Raw genomic sequence first — 19,375 nt, 5'->3', positions numbered from 1 at the left:
GACTTTTTTTATGATTTTGATACGGTTAGAAATCTATTTATTTCGATCTTTTAATCAATTTAGCTTCTTCTGTAAAACGAGTTAATTCAATTTTAGGTGTTCCTAAGAGTTGCACTTCGGCTTTGTCACCTGTGGCAATACTAATTGTCGTTTCGGCAAGTAAACTACAAGTCGAATAGCTTTCGGCTGTAAGATTAGCATTCTTTACAGTGAATTTACTTCCTATAAATGAAGAGTTGTTATCTAATCTAAAAGTTCCATTTGTTGCAGAACCTTCAATAGCCGCACTTGCTTTTTGATACAAATCACATTTAAAATCTGTTGCTACAACTAATGCCTTTAAACCTGCATTTTTGCTTAATTGTACACTTCCGTTTTCTGATTTTAAATTTAATTCTGTTTTCGATTTATCATCGGCTATCAAAGCAAATTTCTTAGCGTTTACATTCAGGAATAATTTAGAGTAATCTACAGAATTAAAAGTGATGTCGTCAAGTTGAAGTTCTTGAATTGCATTTACCACGGTAGTGTTTTTTGCAATAACTTTAGTTAAATCCTTTGTATAAGTGACTCTTACAATTAATTTTTTAAAGATACTTGCTTCTTTAGATGTATAAATTCTAAGTGCTTGACCGTTTAAATCCATTCCAATAATCTCATGAAGATTGTCATCGGCTTCGATTTTTATTTCGTTTTTTTCTCCACGCTCCAAGTAAACTTCAAGATTGTCATTAACTTCAAGACTATTGAATTCACCTATTTCTTTGGTTGCAATGGTTACCGTTTTCGATCCTTTTATCTTTTCCTTTTTTTGTGCGAAAGTTGTCATTGAGGCAACTAAAAGTAGAAGCACTAGCGTGTAATTTTTCATTAAATTTAGTTTTTTACAAATATAAAAAAATCATCCACTTTCGATGGATGATTAATGTAATTTTAAGGACTATTTAGGATTACTCTTGATCGATACTTCCTCCTGAACTCGATTTCTTTTCGATAGATTTTGGAATCGAGTTGTAATTAATATTTCCTCCGCTACTTGCTTTTGCTTTTAAGCTTACAATAGGATGAATATATATTGAAGCGCCACTTGATGCCTGTGCGTCAATATCATTTGCCAACATTTTTTTTGCATTGATATCACTTCCGCTAGAAGCAGATACATTTAGAGTTAATGCTTTTCCTTCAATAGTTATATTGCTGGCGCTACTAGTTTCACAGGTAACAGCATCAGATTCTACATTTACATTTATCTCTGCAGCGCTTGATGCGTCAAGGTTGATGTCTTCTCCTCTTAAAACGTTTATGCTTTTTACAGTTGATGCGCTTGAAGCTTTTATGTTAGTAATGTTTGGCATTTTTACAATAACTTTTTTAGATTTTATGTTATTAAAAGTGTTGTAGTTACATTTAATTACTAAAGTATTTCCTTCTATCTTAGTAGTTATTTTATTTATTAAATTATCATCAGCTTCTACAGTAATTTCTGTTTTGTCTGATTGTTCAATTACAAGATCTATAGCATTGCTAACAGATACATTTTCAAAATTTCCCTGAACATTTCGCTTTTCAGTAATAACGTTTCCGCTTCCATTTATTGATTTAAAGTTGGACGAGAAGTTGCAAGAAGTAAATAACAAAGCTGTTAAAGCAACAATTATAAACTTGGTAAAACAAATAATTATCTTGATCATGATTAGTTAATTTTAATTATAACTCCGTTTTTATCTGTAGTCAAGTGTCCTGAAGTTTTTTTTCCATTCAGGACTTCTTTTCCATTTATTTTAACCGAAACTTCATTTATAGTATCGTTTGCATTGGTCTCTTGATTCATTTCTACATCATCAAAACCATTTTCAGAAATAGGGCAGTTCAGGCATTTAATTTTAGAACTTCCTACTTTATAGATGTAATCGTCAGAACTAAAATGCAGATTAAAGAAATCATTATCAGACTCATCATAATCTTCTACCGAAGCATCTGGTTTTAATAATTGCCCTTCAGGTAAGTATAAGTATATGTTTACTTCTTGATCTCTGAATTTGTTCTTAACATCAGTTAAAAGATAGTTGTCAAGTAGTAGTTGATTCCCTTTTATTTCAAATTTATAGTTAATCTTTTCAGCTCTTTGTTTAGCATCCATAAAAGATTTTCCTCTGGCATTTTTTTCGATCTGAATATATGCTGTTTTTTCGTCTGTGTGTAATACATGCAAACTTATATTAGTAGAATATATCAATTGGTTGTTTACAGAGTCTTGTACAAATTCGAAATCATCACGATGATTCAGATCTTTTGAGTAATAATCATTGTATTTAAATTTTACAAGAAGAGTATCCGTCGGTTTAATGTTTAAAGGATATTTTTGAACAGTTTTGTTTTCATATGAAACCTCAGTAGCTTGTTTTATACCAATACTTATTGCTAATGCCATTGCAATAATCCAAATAGCAAGTAAGGTGTATTTTGCAATATTACCTATAGATTTCATGTTTGGAGCCAATAATTTAAAACCTAATAGGGTCATAAAGAAAAACGGAATTCCAACAGCAAAGAACATCAATAAACCAAACATCCAGATAGGGTAGTCAGTAAAGTTACCTGCATCTACAAAGTTTTGCCAAGGAAATTCAACAAAAAGATTCGTTCCTAGAGTAAAAACTCCGATTAACAAAAACATCAATACTGTTATTCCAGAGATGATTAAAATAATTCCTAAAAACTTAGCAAAGATTTTAAAAATAGTCATAATAAAATCACTAAAACCACTTCCTATTCTTTCGGCACCCGACTTAACTTGGTTTCCCATTTTGTCATAATCGGCATTTTTGAATTTATCCGAAAGAGATTCAATTTCTTCACGTACCTTTTTTTCGATATTCGAAATTGTAACAGGCTCACCAGTCATTTCTAGTTTTTCCGAAGTTGTTACAGCTTCGGGAGTTACAATCCATAAAACGATATAAGCTATGATACCAGTTCCAAATCCAGCAAAAACAAATATCAAGAACATAATTTTTAACCAAACTGGGTCTATCCCAAAATAATGTCCCAAACCTGTTGCTACACCGCCAATCATACCTTTTTCTTTATCGCGGTATAATTTTTTGGTTCTTCTAGTTCCAGAGTCGCTAAATGATTGATTAGATGAATTAGCCTCTTCTTCTAGAATGTAGTCTTCAGGTTGTCCCATTACTGCAATAACCTCATCTACATCTTTTAAACCTACAACGTGTTTTTCACTCTTTTGTTTCTCGGTTAATAATTCCGATACACGCATTTCAATGTCTTTAATGATTTCGTCTTTACCAGAAGAGTTACCTAAAGAACGTTTTATAGCGTCAAAATAGCGCGTCAGTTTCAAGTATGCATCTTCATCTATATGAAAGAACATGCCTCCTAAGTTAATATTTACAGTTTTGTTCATGACTATTGTTTTTGATTGGTGATTAGTGTTACAGCATCCGAAAGTTCATTCCAGGTACCATTTAGTTCGTTTAAAAATGTTTGACCTATTTCGGTTAATCCATAATATTTTCGTGGTGGTCCTGAAGTCGATTCTTCCCAGCGATAATTAAGTAAACCGTCGTTTTTCAATCTGGTTAATAATGGATAAATAGTTCCTTCTACAACCAGTAATTTTGCGTTTTTCAAAGTGTCTAATATTTCCGATGTATAAGCATCTTTTTCTTTCAGTACAGATAAGATACAAAACTCAAGAACACCTTTGCGCATCTGTGCTTTTGTGTTTTCAATGTTCATAATTTCATTTTGTTTTGTTTAGATTGACGATTCGTTTTTTGATCGATGATTGATTGTGATTGATTGATGATTTTTTTTTGAAGCTATTTCCTGCTCTCCGCTATATCTTTTTCTGGCAAAAAGAGCCAGAAAAAGGATGCCGCTTCTATCAGGGCTAGACTCATATATTGTATATAACTTTTAACTATTTATCTTGTCATCAAGAGATGAGTCGAAGGATAAATATTACTTAATAAAAGGAATCGTAAGCGGGTATTTGTATAATTCACCGTTCGAAGCTTTTATCGAAGCATAAATAACCAAGAAGAACTCAACTACTTTAAGCATTCCAAAAATTAAGATTGCTAAAACTCCAATACTTAAGATTCCGATATTGTCGCTAAGATTAAAATTATTCATTGTAAAATCATTGTCATTAATAATTACATCCATTGGAATGTTCTTGAAGATTACAAAAACAAAAATTGGAATAGCGATTAATGCAAGAATCAAAGTGTATAGCAATAAACTTAACTGAAAATTTAAAGCTTGTTTACCATGATGATCCACAAATTCTGATTTGTCTTTTTTACTCGACCATAATAGTATTGGGAAAATATAATTCCCAAACGGAATGAAATATTGAGTTAATGTACTCAAATGAGTAAACGTTGCGAAGTTTCTTTCTGATGATGTTTCCATGATTAGTGGTGTTGATGTTTCCATGATTAAAAGTATATAGTAATTTCTTATACAAATATATGGCTAAAAGACAGTATCTTGTTTTACATAGTACTAATTATTAACAAAATTTTAACAAGTTTAAGATTTGGATTCATTCAAAAAAGCATTGAAAATCAGTGTGAGTAGCCGTATTCATTGGTGATCCATGAAAGTGAAAACAATTTATTGTGCGCGCATAGTTTTTTTGTATTTTTACATAAAAAAATAAATCTAATGGCAATTTCAGTTTCTAAACTCAACAAATTTGTATTATTCAAATTACCATCGGCCTTTATTTGTGGGGTACGTGTAAAAGAAATCGACGAGAATAAATGCGTCGTAACGGTAAAGCACCGTTGGATAAATCAGAATCCATTCAATTCTATGTATTTTGCAGTACAAGCGATGGCCGCTGAGCTTACGACAGGTGCATTGGTAATATCCGGAATTCAAAAAAGCGGACGAAAAATTTCGATGCTTGTAGCCAATAATAAAGGGAACTTTACTAAAAAAGCAACTGGAAGGATTACATTCGTATGCAATGACGGTCATTTAATAGCCGAAGCCATACAAAGAACAATCGAAACTGGAGAGGGACAAACTTTTTGGATGAAATCTATAGGGACCGATGAAAAAGGAATTCAAGTATCCGAAATGGATTTTGAGTGGAGTGTTCGAGTGAAATAAAATATATCAAATAATGAGATATAAAAAAAGCTTCAGTTTCCTGAGGCTTTTTTTTATGGACTTAAAAAGGATTACTTTTTAGAGCAACATTTTTTGGCATCTTTTTTAGCCATGTCTTTATCGCATTTTTTTCCATCGGCTTTGCATTTAGCTTTACATTTTTCAATGTCAGCTTTGCTCATCGTTTTTGTTGTAGCTTCTTTTTTAGCAGTTGGATTAGCTTCTTGAGCACTAACACCCATACTAAATAGAGCAATAGTTAGAATAGTGATTACTTTTGTCATTTTGGTTTTTTTGAATGTTGATGATTTCATTTCTAGATAGTTCTAAAATGATCAGTCAAATATAATAGGATTTAGTGCTTGTAAGAATAAGTGTAATGTTAATTTTTTTGTAAAAAAGAGGAAGGTTCTTCTAAGGTTCAAAGTTTCCTGTAGAGACGTACCACAGTGCGTCTACGTAATATAGGTTTGCGCATAAAGTAACCCTGATCTTGTCTTTCTGAGGAACGAAGAATCTCCGTTAGTAGCTCGACTAAGATTATGGAGTTTCTTGTGGAGATTTCTCTTTCTTCGAAATGACAAGATTGCGAGAAAAGCAAGATTAGAAAGCTACTACTTTACATAACCTGTAATACGCGTATATCTTTGTGACAGTTTTGAACTTTGTCAAAGACTATGAGGTGGCTAACAGAATTACAATACCATAAAAGGCAATACTCTATTATGATTTAGTAAATCTTCATCCGAGTCACTATAAATTTTTTGCCAATCAAAATTCGGAATCTCTATTTTTGTAAGAGCAGTTCCATCCCAAATGACTTCAAAACCATTATCTTTTAGTTTTTCGGCAACTTTTTTACCTACTTCTATTGTAACGGCATCATCCGAATTGTCAATTTTTTGGAACGCTATCATTAAGTTTCTGCTATCAGGATCAATAGCTCTTTCTAAATCTTGTTGGTGGTAAAAACAATATCCATCGGATTGTACTTGTTGTTTTCTTAATTCTATTTCTACCTCAACAACTTCATATTCGCCTTCGCTAGTGGTGTAGCCTGCATTATGTAGTGCAATAATATTTGATTTGCTCAACTCATTGAAAGCTTTTACAAGTCTTTCGGTATCTGTTGGTGATTTCCAAATTTTACTTGCTTCTTGGTGTTTTTTAAATTCTGCATCAATAGTTTTGTTTACCCATTTTTCTGAGATATCATCTTCCATTCCTTCATCTTCCACTTGTTCCCAAATCATATCTTTAATCTCATCAATAGGAAAAAATCCCATTTTTATTTGGTTTACTAATGAATCGTATATGTATTCTTGATCTTCGGTCATGATTTTTAAATTTATTGATTGAGGTAATTTATCTTATAATGAGGTATTATAATTTTACTTTAAATTCTTTAGAGGCATTATATTCAGGTTCATAAATAATAAATTCATTATCTAAGTTTGAAACTACTGCAAGCATGATATATTCTGGATTTTTAGGCATCACATTTTCAGGCTTTATATATTTCTTAAATTCATCAAAAGTAGCATTTGGGTTTTTTGAGATAAAATTATAATAAGTACTATCTATTCCTCCTGTGAAGAGAAGTGAATTTTGAGCTCTGTTGCTATTATCGGATACTATTAGTTTTTTATTTTTGTCAAATAATAGTATTTTAATGTTTCCATCATATTTAAAATCATAGAGTTTTTTTAGAATAATCTTATTACCAGCTATTTCTGAGACTTCATATTTTAGATGGTTTAAAACGATAGTTTTTCCAATATCTTGCTTTGTTAATTTCTGAGTAGAGTAATCAGTTATAAATGATAGTTCATAGGTAATGTCACCTTTTATATTTGCATTATTAGCAAAAGCAACGGTCTGGTTTTCGATACTTCTGTATTCAAGTTCAGAATTAGAATTTTCTTTTATTTTTCCTCCCATACTATTGGAATTGGAATTTGCCATTTTGATTTCTTTGCCCTTGGAGTCTGTTATTGCACTGTTTTTTCTTTTTAAATTAACGATGCCAAACAATTCTTCCTGATAATAGGTTGGGAAATCAGAATTTAATAAAACATCGAGTTGGTTTTTATCTTTTTGTACTAATGAGATTTTTGCGTTTGTAATAAAAAAATCGATATAAGTAACCAAGGACTCTTTACTGTATTTTGATTTAATGAAAGTTATATCAGGATTATATACAATCGATTTTACTTTTTCGAGAGTAGGATTTTTATAATCTTTATACATTTCGTAGCTAAACCTTAATAAATCGTCGTTTGATTGAGAAAATACATTTGAGCTTAGAAATAATAAAAAGTAAAGTGCAATATGTTTCATTTAGTTTTAGTGTTACTATAAGGGTTGGGTTAATTAGTTTTATTTCGCGGGAATGTTTGGTATATTTAGAAGCTAATTTTAAAGTTCCATTTTGGGTACTTTCAATCCACACCAAGTAGTTATGTCTTCAGGATTAAACGCTGTACAATTATCAATATCTTTTTTAGGGAAAACAAGCACACTATTATTAGTATCACTTAAGTTAAAGTAATAATTAGTATAATCTTCTCCATATCTCCATACATCACTTGAACCATCATTATGCACCGTTTCATTAAAAGTGAAAATAGAAGATTGCTTCGGGATAAAGTATTCTTTCTCGATAACTAAAGAAAATATATTTCTTAAAAGTGGTGTGAAGAATAAAACAGTAAGGAACGCAAACAGAATAATAAGAAATATATTTTTCTTGCTTAGAGTCCTTTTTTTATTAATGTTCATACAAGGGTGTTAGTGTATTCTGTGCAATAAATATCTTTTGGTTTTATTTCTGATATATGCTTTTTGGATAAAAGGCTTTAAAACCATTGTAAACTGCTTGATGCATTACGGTTGAATGTATTTCATTTTGTATATAGTCATAATACACTTTAGTATTCTTTTCATCATTTTGTTTTAGCGTTTCGCTTAGGGACATAGCAACGTCATACATAGTTTTATCTTCGTCTTTATCGCAAGCAGCAATATATACTAGTGCAGGTTTATTTTCTTTTGCTTTAAGCAATTTGGGAGCTTCTGTTAATAATGATTGATCTCCCCACCATAAACTTGGAGCTATGATTATATAGTTGTCAAATAAATTGCGATGCTTTAATAAAATTTCAGTTGCCAAAAGTCCAGCCAACGATTCACCGATGACAGTTTTATGATTACTCGTATTGAATTTTTTATCGATATAAGGTTGCAGTTCCTTTTCAAGAAAAGCAATGTATTTTTCAGATCCACCATATTGAGGGAAGTTTTGTTTCTTGAACCCCATTTTTTCTACAAAGTCTAAATTAGGAACGCTAAATGTAAAGTCGCGTCTTCGATTAGTATTTTCTATTCCAACCACAATAGATTTAGGGAATCTCGCAATCCATTCTTCAGTATTAAATCGGACAATTCCTGTAATATGAATAAAGTCCTCTTCGACGCCACCATCAAGGATATATATAACGGGATATTTTAAAGTATCTTTTTTATTGTATCCCTGGGGTAAGTATATGTTTATAGTTCTCGTTTCTCCCAGTTCTGTCGATTTTAATTTATCAGTGATACCAAGAACTATCGGTTGGTTTTCATTTGGAGTTTGCTTGCTTTTTGTTTGAGCAAAATTAAGGTTGCTATATAAAAGGAAGATAAAGATGTAGAATATTTTTTTCATGATTTTTTTGGTGATGTATTATTGACGTACGATGATTTTATATTTTTCTATTTGACGGCGATGCCTTAAAACGTGTACAATGGCATGCTCTACTATTTGTTCGATATCATAAACTTGCCCCCAAGAAGTGGTTAGCTTTTTATTGTTGTCCGATTCCTCAAGCTGATTATCTTTTATATCTTTAAAGGAATCAATCATAAAAATAAAGGAATCATCCAAGTGATTGTTATAATCTTGTATAGAAGTATGAAATATTTCATTTTGAAAATCTATAGTTTCACCCTTAAATTGTCGGATATAAATACCGTAAGCATAAGCAGAACAAACAACATGGGATAAAATTGTCTGGATTGATTTACAGCTATCGTCCGTAGTTTGGCTGTCTACAATGATTATAAGTTCTGCATCTGAAATATCCGAGATAGTCTGTTGTAAATCTCTAATTGCTCCTTCATATACATCAAGTAATGCCCCAGTTGCTCCGTGTCTAAATGTTTTTGTCATATCGTTAACCTTTTATTTAGAAATGTGCCAAAGACTCATTTTTCGTCTGGTTGTAAATCCTAGTTTTTCGTATAGTTTTATTGCGCCAATATTGTTTTCTACTACATGCAAATAAGGAATTTTGTTTTGATCAAAAATAATATTTACAGCATGAGCGATTAATTGTTTGGCGTATCCTTGTCCCGTATGGTCAGGATGTGTAACGATTGCACTTACTTCGGTAAAATCATTCATTTTCATACGTTCGCCAGTAACTGCAATAAGTTTATTGTTTTTAAAGATTCCGAAATACTTGCCTAGCAAAGCAGTTTGTCTTTTAAAATAACCAGGTTGAACCAAATTAACCAATTCAAATAAAGCTTCAATATGGTTGCTGGTTGTAAGAGCAATGATCTCTTCTTTTATCTCAACATTTATTCGATTATTGAGAATCATTTGCAAACAGATTAATTCTCTGTTTAATTTTAGTTGATTTGGAAGTTGAGGTTTTTCGCCAACAACAAAAAAGCCATCTGTTAATTCAGAATATTCACCAATAGATTCAGAAATGTTTTCAGATGCTATAAATCCACCGAAAGGGCAATAATCAGGATTGTAAAATTTGATAGTATTGTAGTTTATTGAAAATTCTTGGTGTGTTTCGGATAAAGAATACCAAGCCGGATTGTCTAGTTTTGTATAATCGGCATTCATAATGTTTGATAGTGCCAGAATCATCTTCTCGCATTTAATATTGTGAGTTTATATCAGAAATGTAATTTAAGGATGCTTAAAAGATGTTCTATCTTTTTGTAAAAGCAATCTTTATTCCAAGTAAGATGAAAACAATTCCAGTCATTTTGTTCAATCTGCTTTCGGCATTTTTATTTTTATTAAAAAGAGTTGCAACATTACTTCCCATTAATGCCAAAAATGAGCACCATACTAAGGCAATAATAAAGATAATGAATCCTAATATCAAGTAAGGAACAGGATTGTTTATCTCAGAGGTTTTTATAAACTGAGGTAAAAAAGCTAAGAAGAAAATTGCAATTTTAGGATTTAGGACATCGCTTAAAAGAGCCGTTAAAAATATTTTTTTATTTGCTGTATTTTTGACTTCAATAGATTTTATTTCTGCTTGGTTCGTTTTTGCTGTAAGTGATTTGTAACCCAAATAAAATAAATAGGCTGCGCCTAAATATTTAACAAGACTAAATGCAAAAGCAGATTTTGCTAAAATAAGTGAAAGTCCAAATGTAGCAGCAATAGTATGGATGACAAGTCCTAAGCTAACTCCAATCGCCGAGTATAATCCTGCTTTCTTACCAAGCGAAATACTTCTTGTTAATACCATGATAGTATCAATTCCTGGAGTAATAATAACAATTATTGCGGCGATTATAAATGTTCCCAAACTGTCTATTCCTGTCATGGCTATCTTTTTTAGTATTAATAATTGGCTCTATTGGATGCTTAAGCTGTTAGCATTAGCTAAAATATAATTTATTTATCAGGGAATCAATTTTTTTATTAACTCAAAATCAATTGGTTTTTCATTTGAGATAGGCACAAAATAGGCTAATTGCCATTGTTGTGTTTTCTGAGCTTGTTTACTTGTTGTACTATCCCAAGGAGGATATACACGAATGGCACGTTTGCCTTCTTTCTTATCATCAGATAAAATTCCTTTTTGATGCAACACTGATTTAGGAAAAATAAATTGTCCGAAATGAGAACCATTTCTAGTACTTATAATAAACAAATCAATAGGATCAGTAATTTCAAAAGGAGCAATTGGACCTTTATCGCTTCTTTTCCACAACGTAACAAATTGTCCCACTTTAGTTGGAGTAATTTTAGCTACACGATATATAACAGCTTGTTTGTTAATGTTAAACGTAAAAGCCCCATAATCGGCACTTTCGGCTTCGGCTATTGGTTGTGCACATTCTAAGTTGCACGTATCGTATAGTAGCTCTTTTGCTTCAAGCAAGTCTTTATGAATAGTATTTGTATTAGACCAAGTTGACGTTAGCATTATTATATATTTATTTTTTATTAATCTTCAAAATCCAATCAATGCAATGAGCTATCCATTGTACATCGCTGGTAGGATTGTCCATCCCGAAACCATGACCACCATTGGCATAAAAGAAAGATTCAACAGGAACTTTGTTTTTTTGCAAAGCAGCAATAAATACAAGAGAGTTTTGTACAATAACATCATTATCATCTATAGCATGGGTAATAAATGTAGGAGGAGTTTCTGACGTTACATGCAATTCATTCGAAAATTCTTTAATTTCTTCAGCAGAAGCATTTTTTCCAAGCAAATTATTTCTTGAACCCATATGCGTTAGCTCATCTGTCATGCTAATAACAGGATAAGTAAGAATCATAAAGTCGGGACGTAAGTTTGTTTTTAACGGATTATCAATATATGATTTTGTATAATGAGTACCAGTAGTAGCAGCCAAATGTCCTCCAGCTGAACTTCCTTGGATTCCAATTTTATTTGGATTTACTCCCATTCTTTGGCATTTTCTCTTACCAACTCAATAGCACGTTGTGCATCTTGTAAAGGAACTATCTCTTTGTTTTCGACAAATTTTGTAATTGGTAAACGGTATTTTAATACAAATGCAGCAATGCCACTTTCGTTTAGTTTTTTGGCAATAGCGTAACCTTCATGATCAATTGCCACACCCGAATAACCACCCCCAGGGCAAATGATTATAGCAATTCCATTGGCTTTATTTTTATCGGGAAGAAAAACAGTAAGATCAGGAGTAGCAACTCTGGTAATTACAGTGATTTTTTTTGCACCAGTATCATAAACCATAATTGAGTCTGTTAGGTCTGCAATTTCTTTGGAGTTTGGTACTTTTCCATTATATAAAGGAATAACTTTTTGAGCGTATTGAGAATGGGACATTCCGATAAGTAAATAAAGGGTTAGAAGTAATTGTTTCATGAATTGTAAAATAGAACTTGAAATATAAGGAAAATATAAGAAATAACGGTTTACATTACTACTCGATTCTCTGTTTTGGCAAGTTCATATTCTTCGGAGTTGTGAAGTTTTTGCAGATTATCAATTAGATAATCTATTTGAGCAAGTCCTATTTCTTTATATTTTTTTAGGTGTTCCTCGCTTAATTTTATTTCACGTTGCACGTCGGCAAAACCTCCCAGAAAACACCAAAGAAAGTAATCGTTGTCTCTTTTCTCAAAAATATAATCCCAGTCTTTCCAATAAATTAGTTTTCCTTTTAGTTTTTTGATTTCCAAATAAGCAGGCTCAATTTTAAAATGTTCGTATTTGGTATAGGTATATCTATGAGATTTTATTTTTTTGTTTTCAATGCATTTCTCAATTTCTTCAATTTGGGTTTGATTAAGCTTGTACTCATAAGTAAGTTGTTTTATGAGTTCATTATCATCAATAAAAGCGGTATATCTAACAAATTTATCCAGTTTTTCGGCCCATCCTTTAACCGAAAGTTCTTCTCGGGTTATGAGATTTGTGTTTAGGGAATTAATTATAAATATCATTTTAGAAATTCTTTTATTCTAAACGAAAATACAAATAAAAAATCTACTATAATTCCATCTTTCTCTTAGATTTACTGAATATCAAGATTAAATTTTTCTAATAATCCGGCAAGTTCTAGTCGTGAGAATTTTGCGTTTTTGACTTTGTTTTCTTCGGGATCGAAAGAATAGTTTTTTGCCGTACGAAAATCAGCTTTCTCTAGAATGCTTCGTACAAATGTTGCGTTCGAAAGGTCGCAGTTTTTAAATACAGCCTGAGTTAAATCGGCTTCAGAGAAATCTACATCCTTTAGAGAACAATCGAAGAAGTTTGTTTTCTTTAATTTTCTTTGTAAAAAAGTAGAGTAATCAAGTATGCAACCCTGAAAGTTCATAGAGAAAAGAAAAGCATTACTATAACTAAAATCTAATCCCATTAATTTGCAATCTGTGAATTTAATGTTTTTCAATCCTGTGTTTCGTAACGTTGCCAAAGAGAAGTTACAGTTCTTAAAGTTGCAATCTATAAAATCATTATTGCTTAAATCGCTTTTAGAAAAGTTACAGTTTATAAAGTCGCAATTAAAAAATTCGAAATCGACTAATCTCTTTTCTGAGTAATCGATGTTCTCAAATGTCTTGCCTTGATGAAGTAATGTGTCCATAGTAAATAGATGATAAAAGTTAATTGTTGCAAATGCGATAGTTATTCTAATTCGATACAATCGAAAACATCATTGTTTAGTATCATTTCGACTATATTGGTCTCACTATCAATTCTTAAAACATTGTCCCAATCGTCAAGGTCGAAGTTCCACTTTGCGTCTGGTAATAATTCGTTAAGGATTGTTGTTGCCGATTCTAATTTCGATGCTGTGTTTACCGAAGTTTTGAAAACGTAGATCATTATTTGCTTTTTTTAGTTTGCAAATGTCAATAATAAAGAGACAATCCTATTAGGATTCAATAAGCAAGAGTTAGGATTTATCAATCATTTTTCGGTACTCAATAGGAGTGACGCCTTCATGTTTTTTGAAGATACGGCTAAAGTACGATTGATCATAATGACCTACTTGTATGGCAATTTCATTAATCGTAAGATTGGTCTGGTATAATAAGTATTTGGCTTCTAGTAGGATTGTTTCGTCTATCCATTTTGTAGGCGATTTTCCGGTAACCGATTTTATAGATTTGTTTAAATGATTTGGAGTGATATTCAGAATTGAGGCATAATAACTCACCTGATGTTGGGTTTTTATATGCGTATAAATAAGCTCCTTAAACTTAGTTGTAAGTGTAGTTGCAGCTGTGATATTTTTATTGGTTTTTATAGAGTTTTTATTGATCTCACTCAGTAAAGTGATTATGTATGGCTGTATGATATCTAGATTAATGCAACCTGTTTCAGAATATTCGATATGTAGCCGACTTAGTAAATTCAAAATGAATTCAGCTTCTCGGTTTTGGAAGCTTACGTGCGGATTTCCCCAAATTTTTAAAAATTCAAAGTCATTTAGCATTTCCCGATTACCATATTTTCCAATTAGAATTTCCTGATGAAACTGACAAATGATGCCTGTAGTTTCTTTATCTATAGATTTTATCGAGAAAATTTGACCAGCTGGAATTATTATAATTTCATTTGATTTAGTAGTATATTCTTCAAATCCTACTTTCATTTTATGAACTCCAGATGTAATAAAAACTAGCGTATGACAAATGTGTTTTGAGGGTGGAATTGTATCTTTTAATTGATTGATATCCTCAATTTTTAAGCAAAAAAAATGTTCTGAATTAGATTTGAAAAAATGGGATATTGTATTTTCTGATTCGAAAAATTTATCCCGGAAACCTTTCGAATCATAGGTTTTTATATCTTCCTCTTTTTTCGCTTTCATTTATTTTGTTTGGTATTCGTAGTAAATTTTACTCAGTGAAAATAGGAATTAAAAAAGAAAATTCTATTTCCATTTCAATCATCCGAAAATGTAATATCATTTACGGTTTTAGAATTGGGCGCTTTCTCCTTTTATGGATTTCCGTATATTGATTATTCTTATTTATATATTTTTTACGATTGTATATTTTATAATAGATAGAGTAAATTAGAATAATCGCTACAAAAGCTACTAACATTACGAGGTCGAATACGCCATAGAAATTATTAATAGTTTGCCTGTTTATTGATAATACTTTTGAATTTGTATTTCCTACGTACAATTTTTTTAATGTAACAGAATCACCAATACTAATGTTGTAATTAATCCTTTCGTAAGAGGTTAAAAAAGATACATTTTTTGTAGTATTCAATTTAAATCTAAAAGCATTGAGAGTGCCACCACCATTTTTTGAATATGTGTTTAATGAATTGACAACAGTGACTTTTCCACTAATGGTTTCGTTTTTAAGTATATGTTTTAAATTGTTGAAAGTTGTTAGGCCAGCAACAACAAAAATGAATAAGCCCAATAAGTTTGCAATAAGTATAGCGATGAAATTTTTCAACATTCTAGTTTTATGTATTCTTATTTCTCAATTTCAATCCCGAAGCCATTCGTAGGGAAGATTACCCAACGATTATTTACTTTCATTGCTTTGTTAACTTTTAAACGATATACTTTATTGTCATTTAACTCGATTACGATTTTTAAATCATAAGTAGTAGCATCGATCATGACTTTGTTTCTTATGGTGTTTACTTTTTTAGTTTCTACTAAAGCAGATTCTGTTTTTATAGATTTGATTTGATTCCAATCAAATACAGTATGTGCTTCCGAAATGAATTTATCGATACGTTTAATATCATCCGGCTTTTTTTGAGTTCCCTTTCGTATAATCAGCTTCATTAAATCTTCGCTCGATTTTAGTTTCGAAGATTCTTCGGGTGTAATTGTAGCACTTGCAAAACCATAGGATGCATTTTCCTTTGGAGATAAAAATAAAGCATACAATCCTTCGGAATCTTTATTTTTAATATTGTTTGTAATTTCTTCAGCAAATTCATCGATTGTTTCTGGTCCGTTGTTACAAGAAACTAATGAGATAAGACCAAAAAGGAATAGGAGTTTTGTGAATATTATGTTTTTCATTTTGTGCTTTTATTTTTTAGAAGTACTTAAGTATTTTACTTGATATCATTTTTAAGAAGAGAATATAAATTCAAGTCAATAAATTGGTCATAAAGTAATTCTCCCTGACGAAGAATTCCTTCGTGGGTAAAGTTAAGTTTTTCTGGGATTGTTTTACTTTTTAAGTTTCCAGTTCCGCATTTTATTTCAATCCGGTTAAGCTGTAAATCCGAGAAACAAAAGCCGATAATTGCTTTGCAAGATTTGGTTATGATTCCTTTTCCTTGTAGATTTTCGGCAAGCCAATAGCCAATTTCTCCAATTTTATTCTGACCATCAATTTTATAAACACCAACTCTTCCAACTACTTTTTCATTGGTAATAATTACAAAAGCAAATTCATTTCCATTTTGATTTCGTTGCATAGTTCCTTTTACAAAATTATTTGCAAATTCAACTGTTTGCATGCTATCTACAAAAGGCAACCATTCTCTTAAATGTGCCCTGTTTGCATCAACAAGATCAAAGATTGGTTGTGCGTGATTTTCGTGGATTAACTCCAGTTTTAGGTTTTGATCTATGTTTATGGTCATTTGGAATTAGCTTATGTCGGTTGATTTAGAAATTTTGTCGCCTGAAGATTCAAAGATCGATTTTCCTTTTGTTCATGATAAGAGTCTTATGTTTTAGAATCTATTTCTTTAAGCTAATATATAAATATTTATTAATAATTTCTTCAAATGTGTCTTTCCTAATGACATCGGGGAAAACTTTGCTGTTGATTTTTTGCCACAGATTAAAAGGATTGAAATGATTTCAAAGCTTTGCGAACTTTGTATAATCCTTTGCTACCTCTGCGGTTATTTTCCTATTATAAACCACAATCTTGTCACCCTGACACAGGAAGGGGCTCATCAAGTGGCTCGATAAAGATTATGGAGTTTCTCGATGAGATTTCTCGTTCCTCGAAATGACAAAATTGTAGGGTTACTCAGGTGGTTCTTCGACTCCACTAAGAAAGATAATCTCGTGATTTAATTGCGGATAAGTTTTGTCTCAGAACCTTAGTAGCTTAGAACCTTAGTGCCTTAAACAAAAAAAACTCAGTCCCACCATTCCTAAGAATGACAAGACTGAGAAAGATGACACAATAAAATGTCTTTAAATTATTTTGCTCCTGGAGGAGAATTTTCTCTTATGTATTTCATGAAGGTATCTGCAAGATGTTTTCCAGTTCCTTCTCCTTCGTGAATACTATGTGAGCGATTTGGATAAATCATCAGGTCGAACATCTTATCGTACTTGACCAATTCATTAATTAAAACTTCGGCGTTTTTATAATGTACGTTATCATCGCCTGTTCCATGAATGTATAATAAGTTTCCTTGAAGATTTTTAGCATGAGTTACAGGTGACGCTTTAATATAAGTTGCTTCGTTTTCGCTCGGCAATCCCATGTATCTTTCCGTATAGATGTTGTCATAAAAATGCTGATCGGTTACAGCAGCAACTGCAATTCCCGTTTTGTAAATCTCAGGATATTGAAACATTAAATTCAATGTTACTGCGCCACCGCCACTCCATCCGTGAATGGCAACTCTATCATTATCGATAAATTTCCATTTTAATACTTCTTTCGCAGCCATGGCTTGGTCGCGAGTATTGATGATTCCGATATTTTTATAAATAGATTTTCTCCATTTAGTACCTTTCATTACAGGAGTTCCTCGGTTATCCATTGCTATTCCTATATATCCTTCAGGAATTAAATAAGCGATATACGGATAAAAATACGGTTCGTCATTTGCCACAGAGGCCATTGGTTCGCCATAAACATAAAAGAATACTGGGTATTTTTTAGTAGGATCAAAATTTAATGGTTTAGCCATTATCCCGTCTATTTCTACACCATCAACAGTGGTAACCTTAAATTTCTCTAACGAATAATCACGTTGCGGAACTGAAAATGAATCAGGTGTTAATGGTAATATTTTTTTGTGACTTGGTAAAGCTACCAAACGTGTATTGTAATCACGATTAATACTTGAATTGGTATGTTTGGCATATTTACCATCTGTAGAAAAACGATATTCATTTGTTCCTTCAAATTCTTTTGGAGTAATGCGTTTTGTTTTCTTGGTATTCAAATTGGTTTCGTACAAGTAACGTTGTGTGGCATCTGTAGGACTTGCAATATAATAGATAGAATTTGTCTCCTGATTGTATGCCTTATAATAAGCGTCGAATTTTTCAGTAGTAATTAATTCTTTCTTTTTGCCATCGGCACTGATTTTATAAACATGCATCCAACCATCGGCGTCCGAACTCCATAGAAAAGCTTTTCCATTATCTACAAACTGGCATGGGAAAACATCGTATTCTCCCGAAGAGATATCAAAAACATCAATCCATGAATCTGATTTTTCTTGGTAGATTAAATTGGCTACCCCAGATTTCGAATCGCATTTATAAATGGAAGCTTGATTTTGAAGTCTGTTTAATTGTACAACCATTACATTTTGATTGTTGATCCATTCCATTCTAACCAAATAATTATTATCAGGCTCACCAGGAATATTTAACCAATTTGTTTTTAATGAAGGTATATCGATTACGCCAATTTTTACCGATGATGGTTTTTCACCAGCTTTAGGATATTCAACAGGAATAGTAAATGGATAAAGCGAATCGGTGTTGTTTATCATTAAATGGAATTTTGTATTTGATGCATCTACGCGCCAAAACGAAATGCTTTTTCCATCAGGACTCCATCTAAAACCATCTCGAGCAGCTAATTCTTCTTCGTAAACCCAATCAAAAGTCCCATTGATAATTTTATCCGTTCCATCGGTTGTTAAAGGAGTTATTTTTCCAGTAACTAAATTTTCAAGATAAATGTTGTGTTGCGAAACGTAAGCTACATTTTCATTATCATTAGAAAATTTAGCAAACATTAATGATGACTTCTCTAAGTCTGCACCAAGCTGCTTTCCTTTTCCTGTTGCGAGATCAAAATACCAATAATCTCCTTTCGTATTTGCTCTCCAAACTTTCTTAGAATTGGTGTAAACCAGTACTTTGGTTTTGTTTTGGTTCCAAACTAATTGTTCTATTTTTCCTGTAAAGCCAGAGCTGTTTAACTGTTCTTGGGTTAAAATAGTGGTGTTTTGGTTTAATTTATCGACATCGTAAACAACTACGTTCCCTTTAGCGTTTACCCAAAAAGAATGGGAGTTTGGTAACCAGTTTAACCGATTAATATCAATGCTTTCCTGAGCAAAAACACTCGAACAGATTAATAATAATAGTAGAAAATGCTTTTTCATTATACTTAAATAATTTTAGATTAATAATAGCGCTATGGTTAATAGCGCTATAAAATTAATGATTAATGCGAATCAAGAGTTGAATTTGTAAATTTTAGTTTTGATGT

25 protein-coding genes are annotated in these 19,375 nt (G+C 31.7%); 1 reads left to right on the top strand and 24 read right to left on the bottom strand.

What is annotated here, in order from left to right; all coding sequences use genetic code 11:
• Positions 1 to 37: 37 nt before the first annotated feature.
• The 5 genes from EAG11_RS13590 to EAG11_RS13570 form a co-directional block, all read right to left on the bottom strand.
• Positions 38 to 871, bottom strand: a complete 834-nt coding sequence (locus EAG11_RS13590) for a GIN domain-containing protein (RefSeq protein WP_129539645.1) — start codon at positions 869 to 871, stop codon at positions 38 to 40.
• 79 nt (positions 872 to 950) lie between these two features.
• Positions 951 to 1,691, bottom strand: a complete 741-nt coding sequence (locus tag EAG11_RS13585; RefSeq protein ID WP_129539644.1) for a head GIN domain-containing protein — start codon at positions 1,689 to 1,691, stop codon at positions 951 to 953.
• A 2-nt stretch (positions 1,692 to 1,693) separates the two neighbouring features.
• Positions 1,694 to 3,424 carry a PspC domain-containing protein gene (locus tag EAG11_RS13580; protein ID WP_129539643.1) on the bottom strand — a complete coding sequence of 577 codons (1,731 nt, stop codon included), beginning with the start codon at positions 3,422 to 3,424 and terminating at the stop codon, positions 1,694 to 1,696.
• A 2-nt stretch (positions 3,425 to 3,426) separates the two neighbouring features.
• Positions 3,427 to 3,759 carry a PadR family transcriptional regulator gene (locus EAG11_RS13575; protein ID WP_039112343.1) on the bottom strand — a complete coding sequence of 111 codons (333 nt, stop codon included), beginning with the start codon at positions 3,757 to 3,759 and terminating at the stop codon, positions 3,427 to 3,429.
• Between the two features lie 225 nt (positions 3,760 to 3,984).
• Positions 3,985 to 4,464, bottom strand: coding sequence for a DUF4870 domain-containing protein (locus EAG11_RS13570; RefSeq protein ID WP_242499158.1), 480 nt, complete (start codon positions 4,462 to 4,464; stop codon positions 3,985 to 3,987).
• 231 nt (positions 4,465 to 4,695) lie between these two features.
• Here EAG11_RS13570 and EAG11_RS13565 point away from each other — a divergent pair, with 231 nt between their 5' ends.
• Complete coding sequence (locus tag EAG11_RS13565) at positions 4,696 to 5,148, top strand: DUF4442 domain-containing protein (RefSeq protein WP_129539642.1); 453 nt, start codon at positions 4,696 to 4,698, stop codon at positions 5,146 to 5,148.
• Positions 5,149 to 5,219: 71 nt separating this feature from the next.
• Here the strand turns inward: EAG11_RS13565 and EAG11_RS13560 are convergent, their stop codons facing one another.
• From EAG11_RS13560 to EAG11_RS13475, 19 genes are all read right to left on the bottom strand, one after another.
• Positions 5,220 to 5,432, bottom strand: a complete 213-nt coding sequence (locus EAG11_RS13560; RefSeq protein WP_129539641.1) for a hypothetical protein — start codon at positions 5,430 to 5,432, stop codon at positions 5,220 to 5,222.
• 411 nt (positions 5,433 to 5,843) lie between these two features.
• Positions 5,844 to 6,485: a hypothetical protein gene (locus tag EAG11_RS13555; protein ID WP_129539640.1), complete on the bottom strand. Its 642-nt coding sequence runs from the start codon at positions 6,483 to 6,485 to the stop codon at positions 5,844 to 5,846.
• Positions 6,486 to 6,531: 46 nt separating this feature from the next.
• Positions 6,532 to 7,488, bottom strand: coding sequence for a hypothetical protein (locus EAG11_RS13550; RefSeq protein WP_129539639.1), 957 nt, complete (start codon positions 7,486 to 7,488; stop codon positions 6,532 to 6,534).
• A gap of 78 nt (positions 7,489 to 7,566) precedes the next feature.
• The gene (locus tag EAG11_RS13545) at positions 7,567 to 7,929 is read right to left on the bottom strand and encodes a hypothetical protein (RefSeq protein ID WP_129539638.1); all 363 of its coding nucleotides are present in this window, start codon (positions 7,927 to 7,929) and stop codon (positions 7,567 to 7,569) included.
• Positions 7,930 to 7,972: 43 nt separating this feature from the next.
• The gene (locus tag EAG11_RS13540) at positions 7,973 to 8,854 is read right to left on the bottom strand and encodes an alpha/beta hydrolase (protein ID WP_129539637.1); all 882 of its coding nucleotides are present in this window, start codon (positions 8,852 to 8,854) and stop codon (positions 7,973 to 7,975) included.
• A gap of 18 nt (positions 8,855 to 8,872) precedes the next feature.
• Positions 8,873 to 9,358, bottom strand: coding sequence for a DinB family protein (locus tag EAG11_RS13535; protein WP_129539636.1), 486 nt, complete (start codon positions 9,356 to 9,358; stop codon positions 8,873 to 8,875).
• Between the two features lie 12 nt (positions 9,359 to 9,370).
• A complete protein-coding gene (locus EAG11_RS13530; protein ID WP_242499157.1) occupies positions 9,371 to 10,075 on the bottom strand; it encodes a GNAT family N-acetyltransferase in 705 nt (234 codons plus the stop codon).
• Positions 10,076 to 10,139: 64 nt separating this feature from the next.
• Entirely contained in the window at positions 10,140 to 10,772 is a 633-nt protein-coding gene (locus tag EAG11_RS13525; RefSeq protein WP_129539635.1) for a LysE family translocator, read from the bottom strand.
• Between the two features lie 78 nt (positions 10,773 to 10,850).
• Complete coding sequence (locus tag EAG11_RS13520) at positions 10,851 to 11,378, bottom strand: MepB family protein (RefSeq protein ID WP_129539634.1); 528 nt, start codon at positions 11,376 to 11,378, stop codon at positions 10,851 to 10,853.
• Between the two features lie 10 nt (positions 11,379 to 11,388).
• Positions 11,389 to 11,871 (bottom strand): alpha/beta hydrolase, encoded by a 483-nt coding sequence (locus EAG11_RS21965; protein WP_207209601.1) that lies wholly within the window; start codon positions 11,869 to 11,871, stop codon positions 11,389 to 11,391.
• The gene (locus EAG11_RS21960) at positions 11,862 to 12,314 is read right to left on the bottom strand and encodes an alpha/beta hydrolase (RefSeq protein ID WP_207209600.1); all 453 of its coding nucleotides are present in this window, start codon (positions 12,312 to 12,314) and stop codon (positions 11,862 to 11,864) included. Before EAG11_RS21960 ends, EAG11_RS21965 begins: the two co-directional genes overlap by 10 nt.
• Before the next feature lie 50 nt (positions 12,315 to 12,364).
• Positions 12,365 to 12,895, bottom strand: coding sequence for a hypothetical protein (locus tag EAG11_RS13510; RefSeq protein WP_129539633.1), 531 nt, complete (start codon positions 12,893 to 12,895; stop codon positions 12,365 to 12,367).
• A gap of 71 nt (positions 12,896 to 12,966) precedes the next feature.
• Positions 12,967 to 13,539 (bottom strand): pentapeptide repeat-containing protein, encoded by a 573-nt coding sequence (locus EAG11_RS13505; protein ID WP_129539632.1) that lies wholly within the window; start codon positions 13,537 to 13,539, stop codon positions 12,967 to 12,969.
• A gap of 41 nt (positions 13,540 to 13,580) precedes the next feature.
• Positions 13,581 to 13,781, bottom strand: coding sequence for a hypothetical protein (locus EAG11_RS13500; RefSeq protein ID WP_129539631.1), 201 nt, complete (start codon positions 13,779 to 13,781; stop codon positions 13,581 to 13,583).
• A gap of 70 nt (positions 13,782 to 13,851) precedes the next feature.
• Positions 13,852 to 14,772 carry an AraC family transcriptional regulator gene (locus EAG11_RS13495; RefSeq protein ID WP_129539630.1) on the bottom strand — a complete coding sequence of 307 codons (921 nt, stop codon included), beginning with the start codon at positions 14,770 to 14,772 and terminating at the stop codon, positions 13,852 to 13,854.
• 100 nt (positions 14,773 to 14,872) lie between these two features.
• Positions 14,873 to 15,382, bottom strand: a complete 510-nt coding sequence (locus EAG11_RS13490) for a hypothetical protein (RefSeq protein WP_129539629.1) — start codon at positions 15,380 to 15,382, stop codon at positions 14,873 to 14,875.
• A gap of 17 nt (positions 15,383 to 15,399) precedes the next feature.
• The gene (locus tag EAG11_RS13485) at positions 15,400 to 15,963 is read right to left on the bottom strand and encodes a hypothetical protein (protein WP_129539628.1); all 564 of its coding nucleotides are present in this window, start codon (positions 15,961 to 15,963) and stop codon (positions 15,400 to 15,402) included.
• A 35-nt stretch (positions 15,964 to 15,998) separates the two neighbouring features.
• Positions 15,999 to 16,535, bottom strand: coding sequence for a GNAT family N-acetyltransferase (locus EAG11_RS13480; protein ID WP_129539627.1), 537 nt, complete (start codon positions 16,533 to 16,535; stop codon positions 15,999 to 16,001).
• A 573-nt stretch (positions 16,536 to 17,108) separates the two neighbouring features.
• Positions 17,109 to 19,268 (bottom strand): DPP IV N-terminal domain-containing protein, encoded by a 2,160-nt coding sequence (locus tag EAG11_RS13475; protein ID WP_129539626.1) that lies wholly within the window; start codon positions 19,266 to 19,268, stop codon positions 17,109 to 17,111.
• Positions 19,269 to 19,375: the final 107 nt, after the last annotated feature.

The sequence above is a fragment of the Flavobacterium sp. 140616W15 genome (genome assembly GCF_003668995.1).
Lineage (GTDB): Bacteria > Bacteroidota > Bacteroidia > Flavobacteriales > Flavobacteriaceae > Flavobacterium.
This window is presented reverse-complemented; position numbering and strand designations above follow the sequence as displayed.

Bases quoted from the DNA above. Each gene is read 5' to 3' on its own strand.
- EAG11_RS21965 (WP_207209601.1), bottom strand. From the start codon at position 11,871: ATGGGAGTAAATCCAAATAAAATTGGAATCCAAGGAAGTTCAGCTGGA.
- EAG11_RS13590 (WP_129539645.1), bottom strand. From the start codon at position 871: ATGAAAAATTACACGCTAGTGCTTCTACTTTTAGTTGCCTCAATGACA.
- EAG11_RS21960 (WP_207209600.1), bottom strand. From the start codon at position 12,314: ATGAAACAATTACTTCTAACCCTTTATTTACTTATCGGAATGTCCCAT.
- EAG11_RS13545 (WP_129539638.1), bottom strand. From the start codon at position 7,929: ATGAACATTAATAAAAAAAGGACTCTAAGCAAGAAAAATATATTTCTT.
- EAG11_RS13480 (WP_129539627.1), bottom strand. From the start codon at position 16,535: ATGACCATAAACATAGATCAAAACCTAAAACTGGAGTTAATCCACGAA.
- EAG11_RS13505 (WP_129539632.1), bottom strand. From the start codon at position 13,539: ATGGACACATTACTTCATCAAGGCAAGACATTTGAGAACATCGATTAC.
- EAG11_RS13500 (WP_129539631.1), bottom strand. From the start codon at position 13,781: ATGATCTACGTTTTCAAAACTTCGGTAAACACAGCATCGAAATTAGAA.
- EAG11_RS13510 (WP_129539633.1), bottom strand. From the start codon at position 12,895: ATGATATTTATAATTAATTCCCTAAACACAAATCTCATAACCCGAGAA.
- EAG11_RS13560 (WP_129539641.1), bottom strand. From the start codon at position 5,432: ATGACAAAAGTAATCACTATTCTAACTATTGCTCTATTTAGTATGGGT.
- EAG11_RS13580 (WP_129539643.1), bottom strand. From the start codon at position 3,424: ATGAACAAAACTGTAAATATTAACTTAGGAGGCATGTTCTTTCATATA.
- EAG11_RS13475 (WP_129539626.1), bottom strand. From the start codon at position 19,268: ATGAAAAAGCATTTTCTACTATTATTATTAATCTGTTCGAGTGTTTTT.
- EAG11_RS13525 (WP_129539635.1), bottom strand. From the start codon at position 10,772: ATGACAGGAATAGACAGTTTGGGAACATTTATAATCGCCGCAATAATT.
- EAG11_RS13495 (WP_129539630.1), bottom strand. From the start codon at position 14,772: ATGAAAGCGAAAAAAGAGGAAGATATAAAAACCTATGATTCGAAAGGT.
- EAG11_RS13485 (WP_129539628.1), bottom strand. From the start codon at position 15,963: ATGAAAAACATAATATTCACAAAACTCCTATTCCTTTTTGGTCTTATC.
- EAG11_RS13565 (WP_129539642.1), top strand. From the start codon at position 4,696: ATGGCAATTTCAGTTTCTAAACTCAACAAATTTGTATTATTCAAATTA.
- EAG11_RS13540 (WP_129539637.1), bottom strand. From the start codon at position 8,854: ATGAAAAAAATATTCTACATCTTTATCTTCCTTTTATATAGCAACCTT.
- EAG11_RS13585 (WP_129539644.1), bottom strand. From the start codon at position 1,691: ATGATCAAGATAATTATTTGTTTTACCAAGTTTATAATTGTTGCTTTA.
- EAG11_RS13490 (WP_129539629.1), bottom strand. From the start codon at position 15,382: ATGTTGAAAAATTTCATCGCTATACTTATTGCAAACTTATTGGGCTTA.
- EAG11_RS13535 (WP_129539636.1), bottom strand. From the start codon at position 9,358: ATGACAAAAACATTTAGACACGGAGCAACTGGGGCATTACTTGATGTA.
- EAG11_RS13570 (WP_242499158.1), bottom strand. From the start codon at position 4,464: ATGGAAACATCAACACCACTAATCATGGAAACATCATCAGAAAGAAAC.
- EAG11_RS13520 (WP_129539634.1), bottom strand. From the start codon at position 11,378: ATGCTAACGTCAACTTGGTCTAATACAAATACTATTCATAAAGACTTG.
- EAG11_RS13555 (WP_129539640.1), bottom strand. From the start codon at position 6,485: ATGACCGAAGATCAAGAATACATATACGATTCATTAGTAAACCAAATA.
- EAG11_RS13530 (WP_242499157.1), bottom strand. From the start codon at position 10,075: ATGATTCTGGCACTATCAAACATTATGAATGCCGATTATACAAAACTA.
- EAG11_RS13575 (WP_039112343.1), bottom strand. From the start codon at position 3,759: ATGAACATTGAAAACACAAAAGCACAGATGCGCAAAGGTGTTCTTGAG.
- EAG11_RS13550 (WP_129539639.1), bottom strand. From the start codon at position 7,488: ATGAAACATATTGCACTTTACTTTTTATTATTTCTAAGCTCAAATGTA.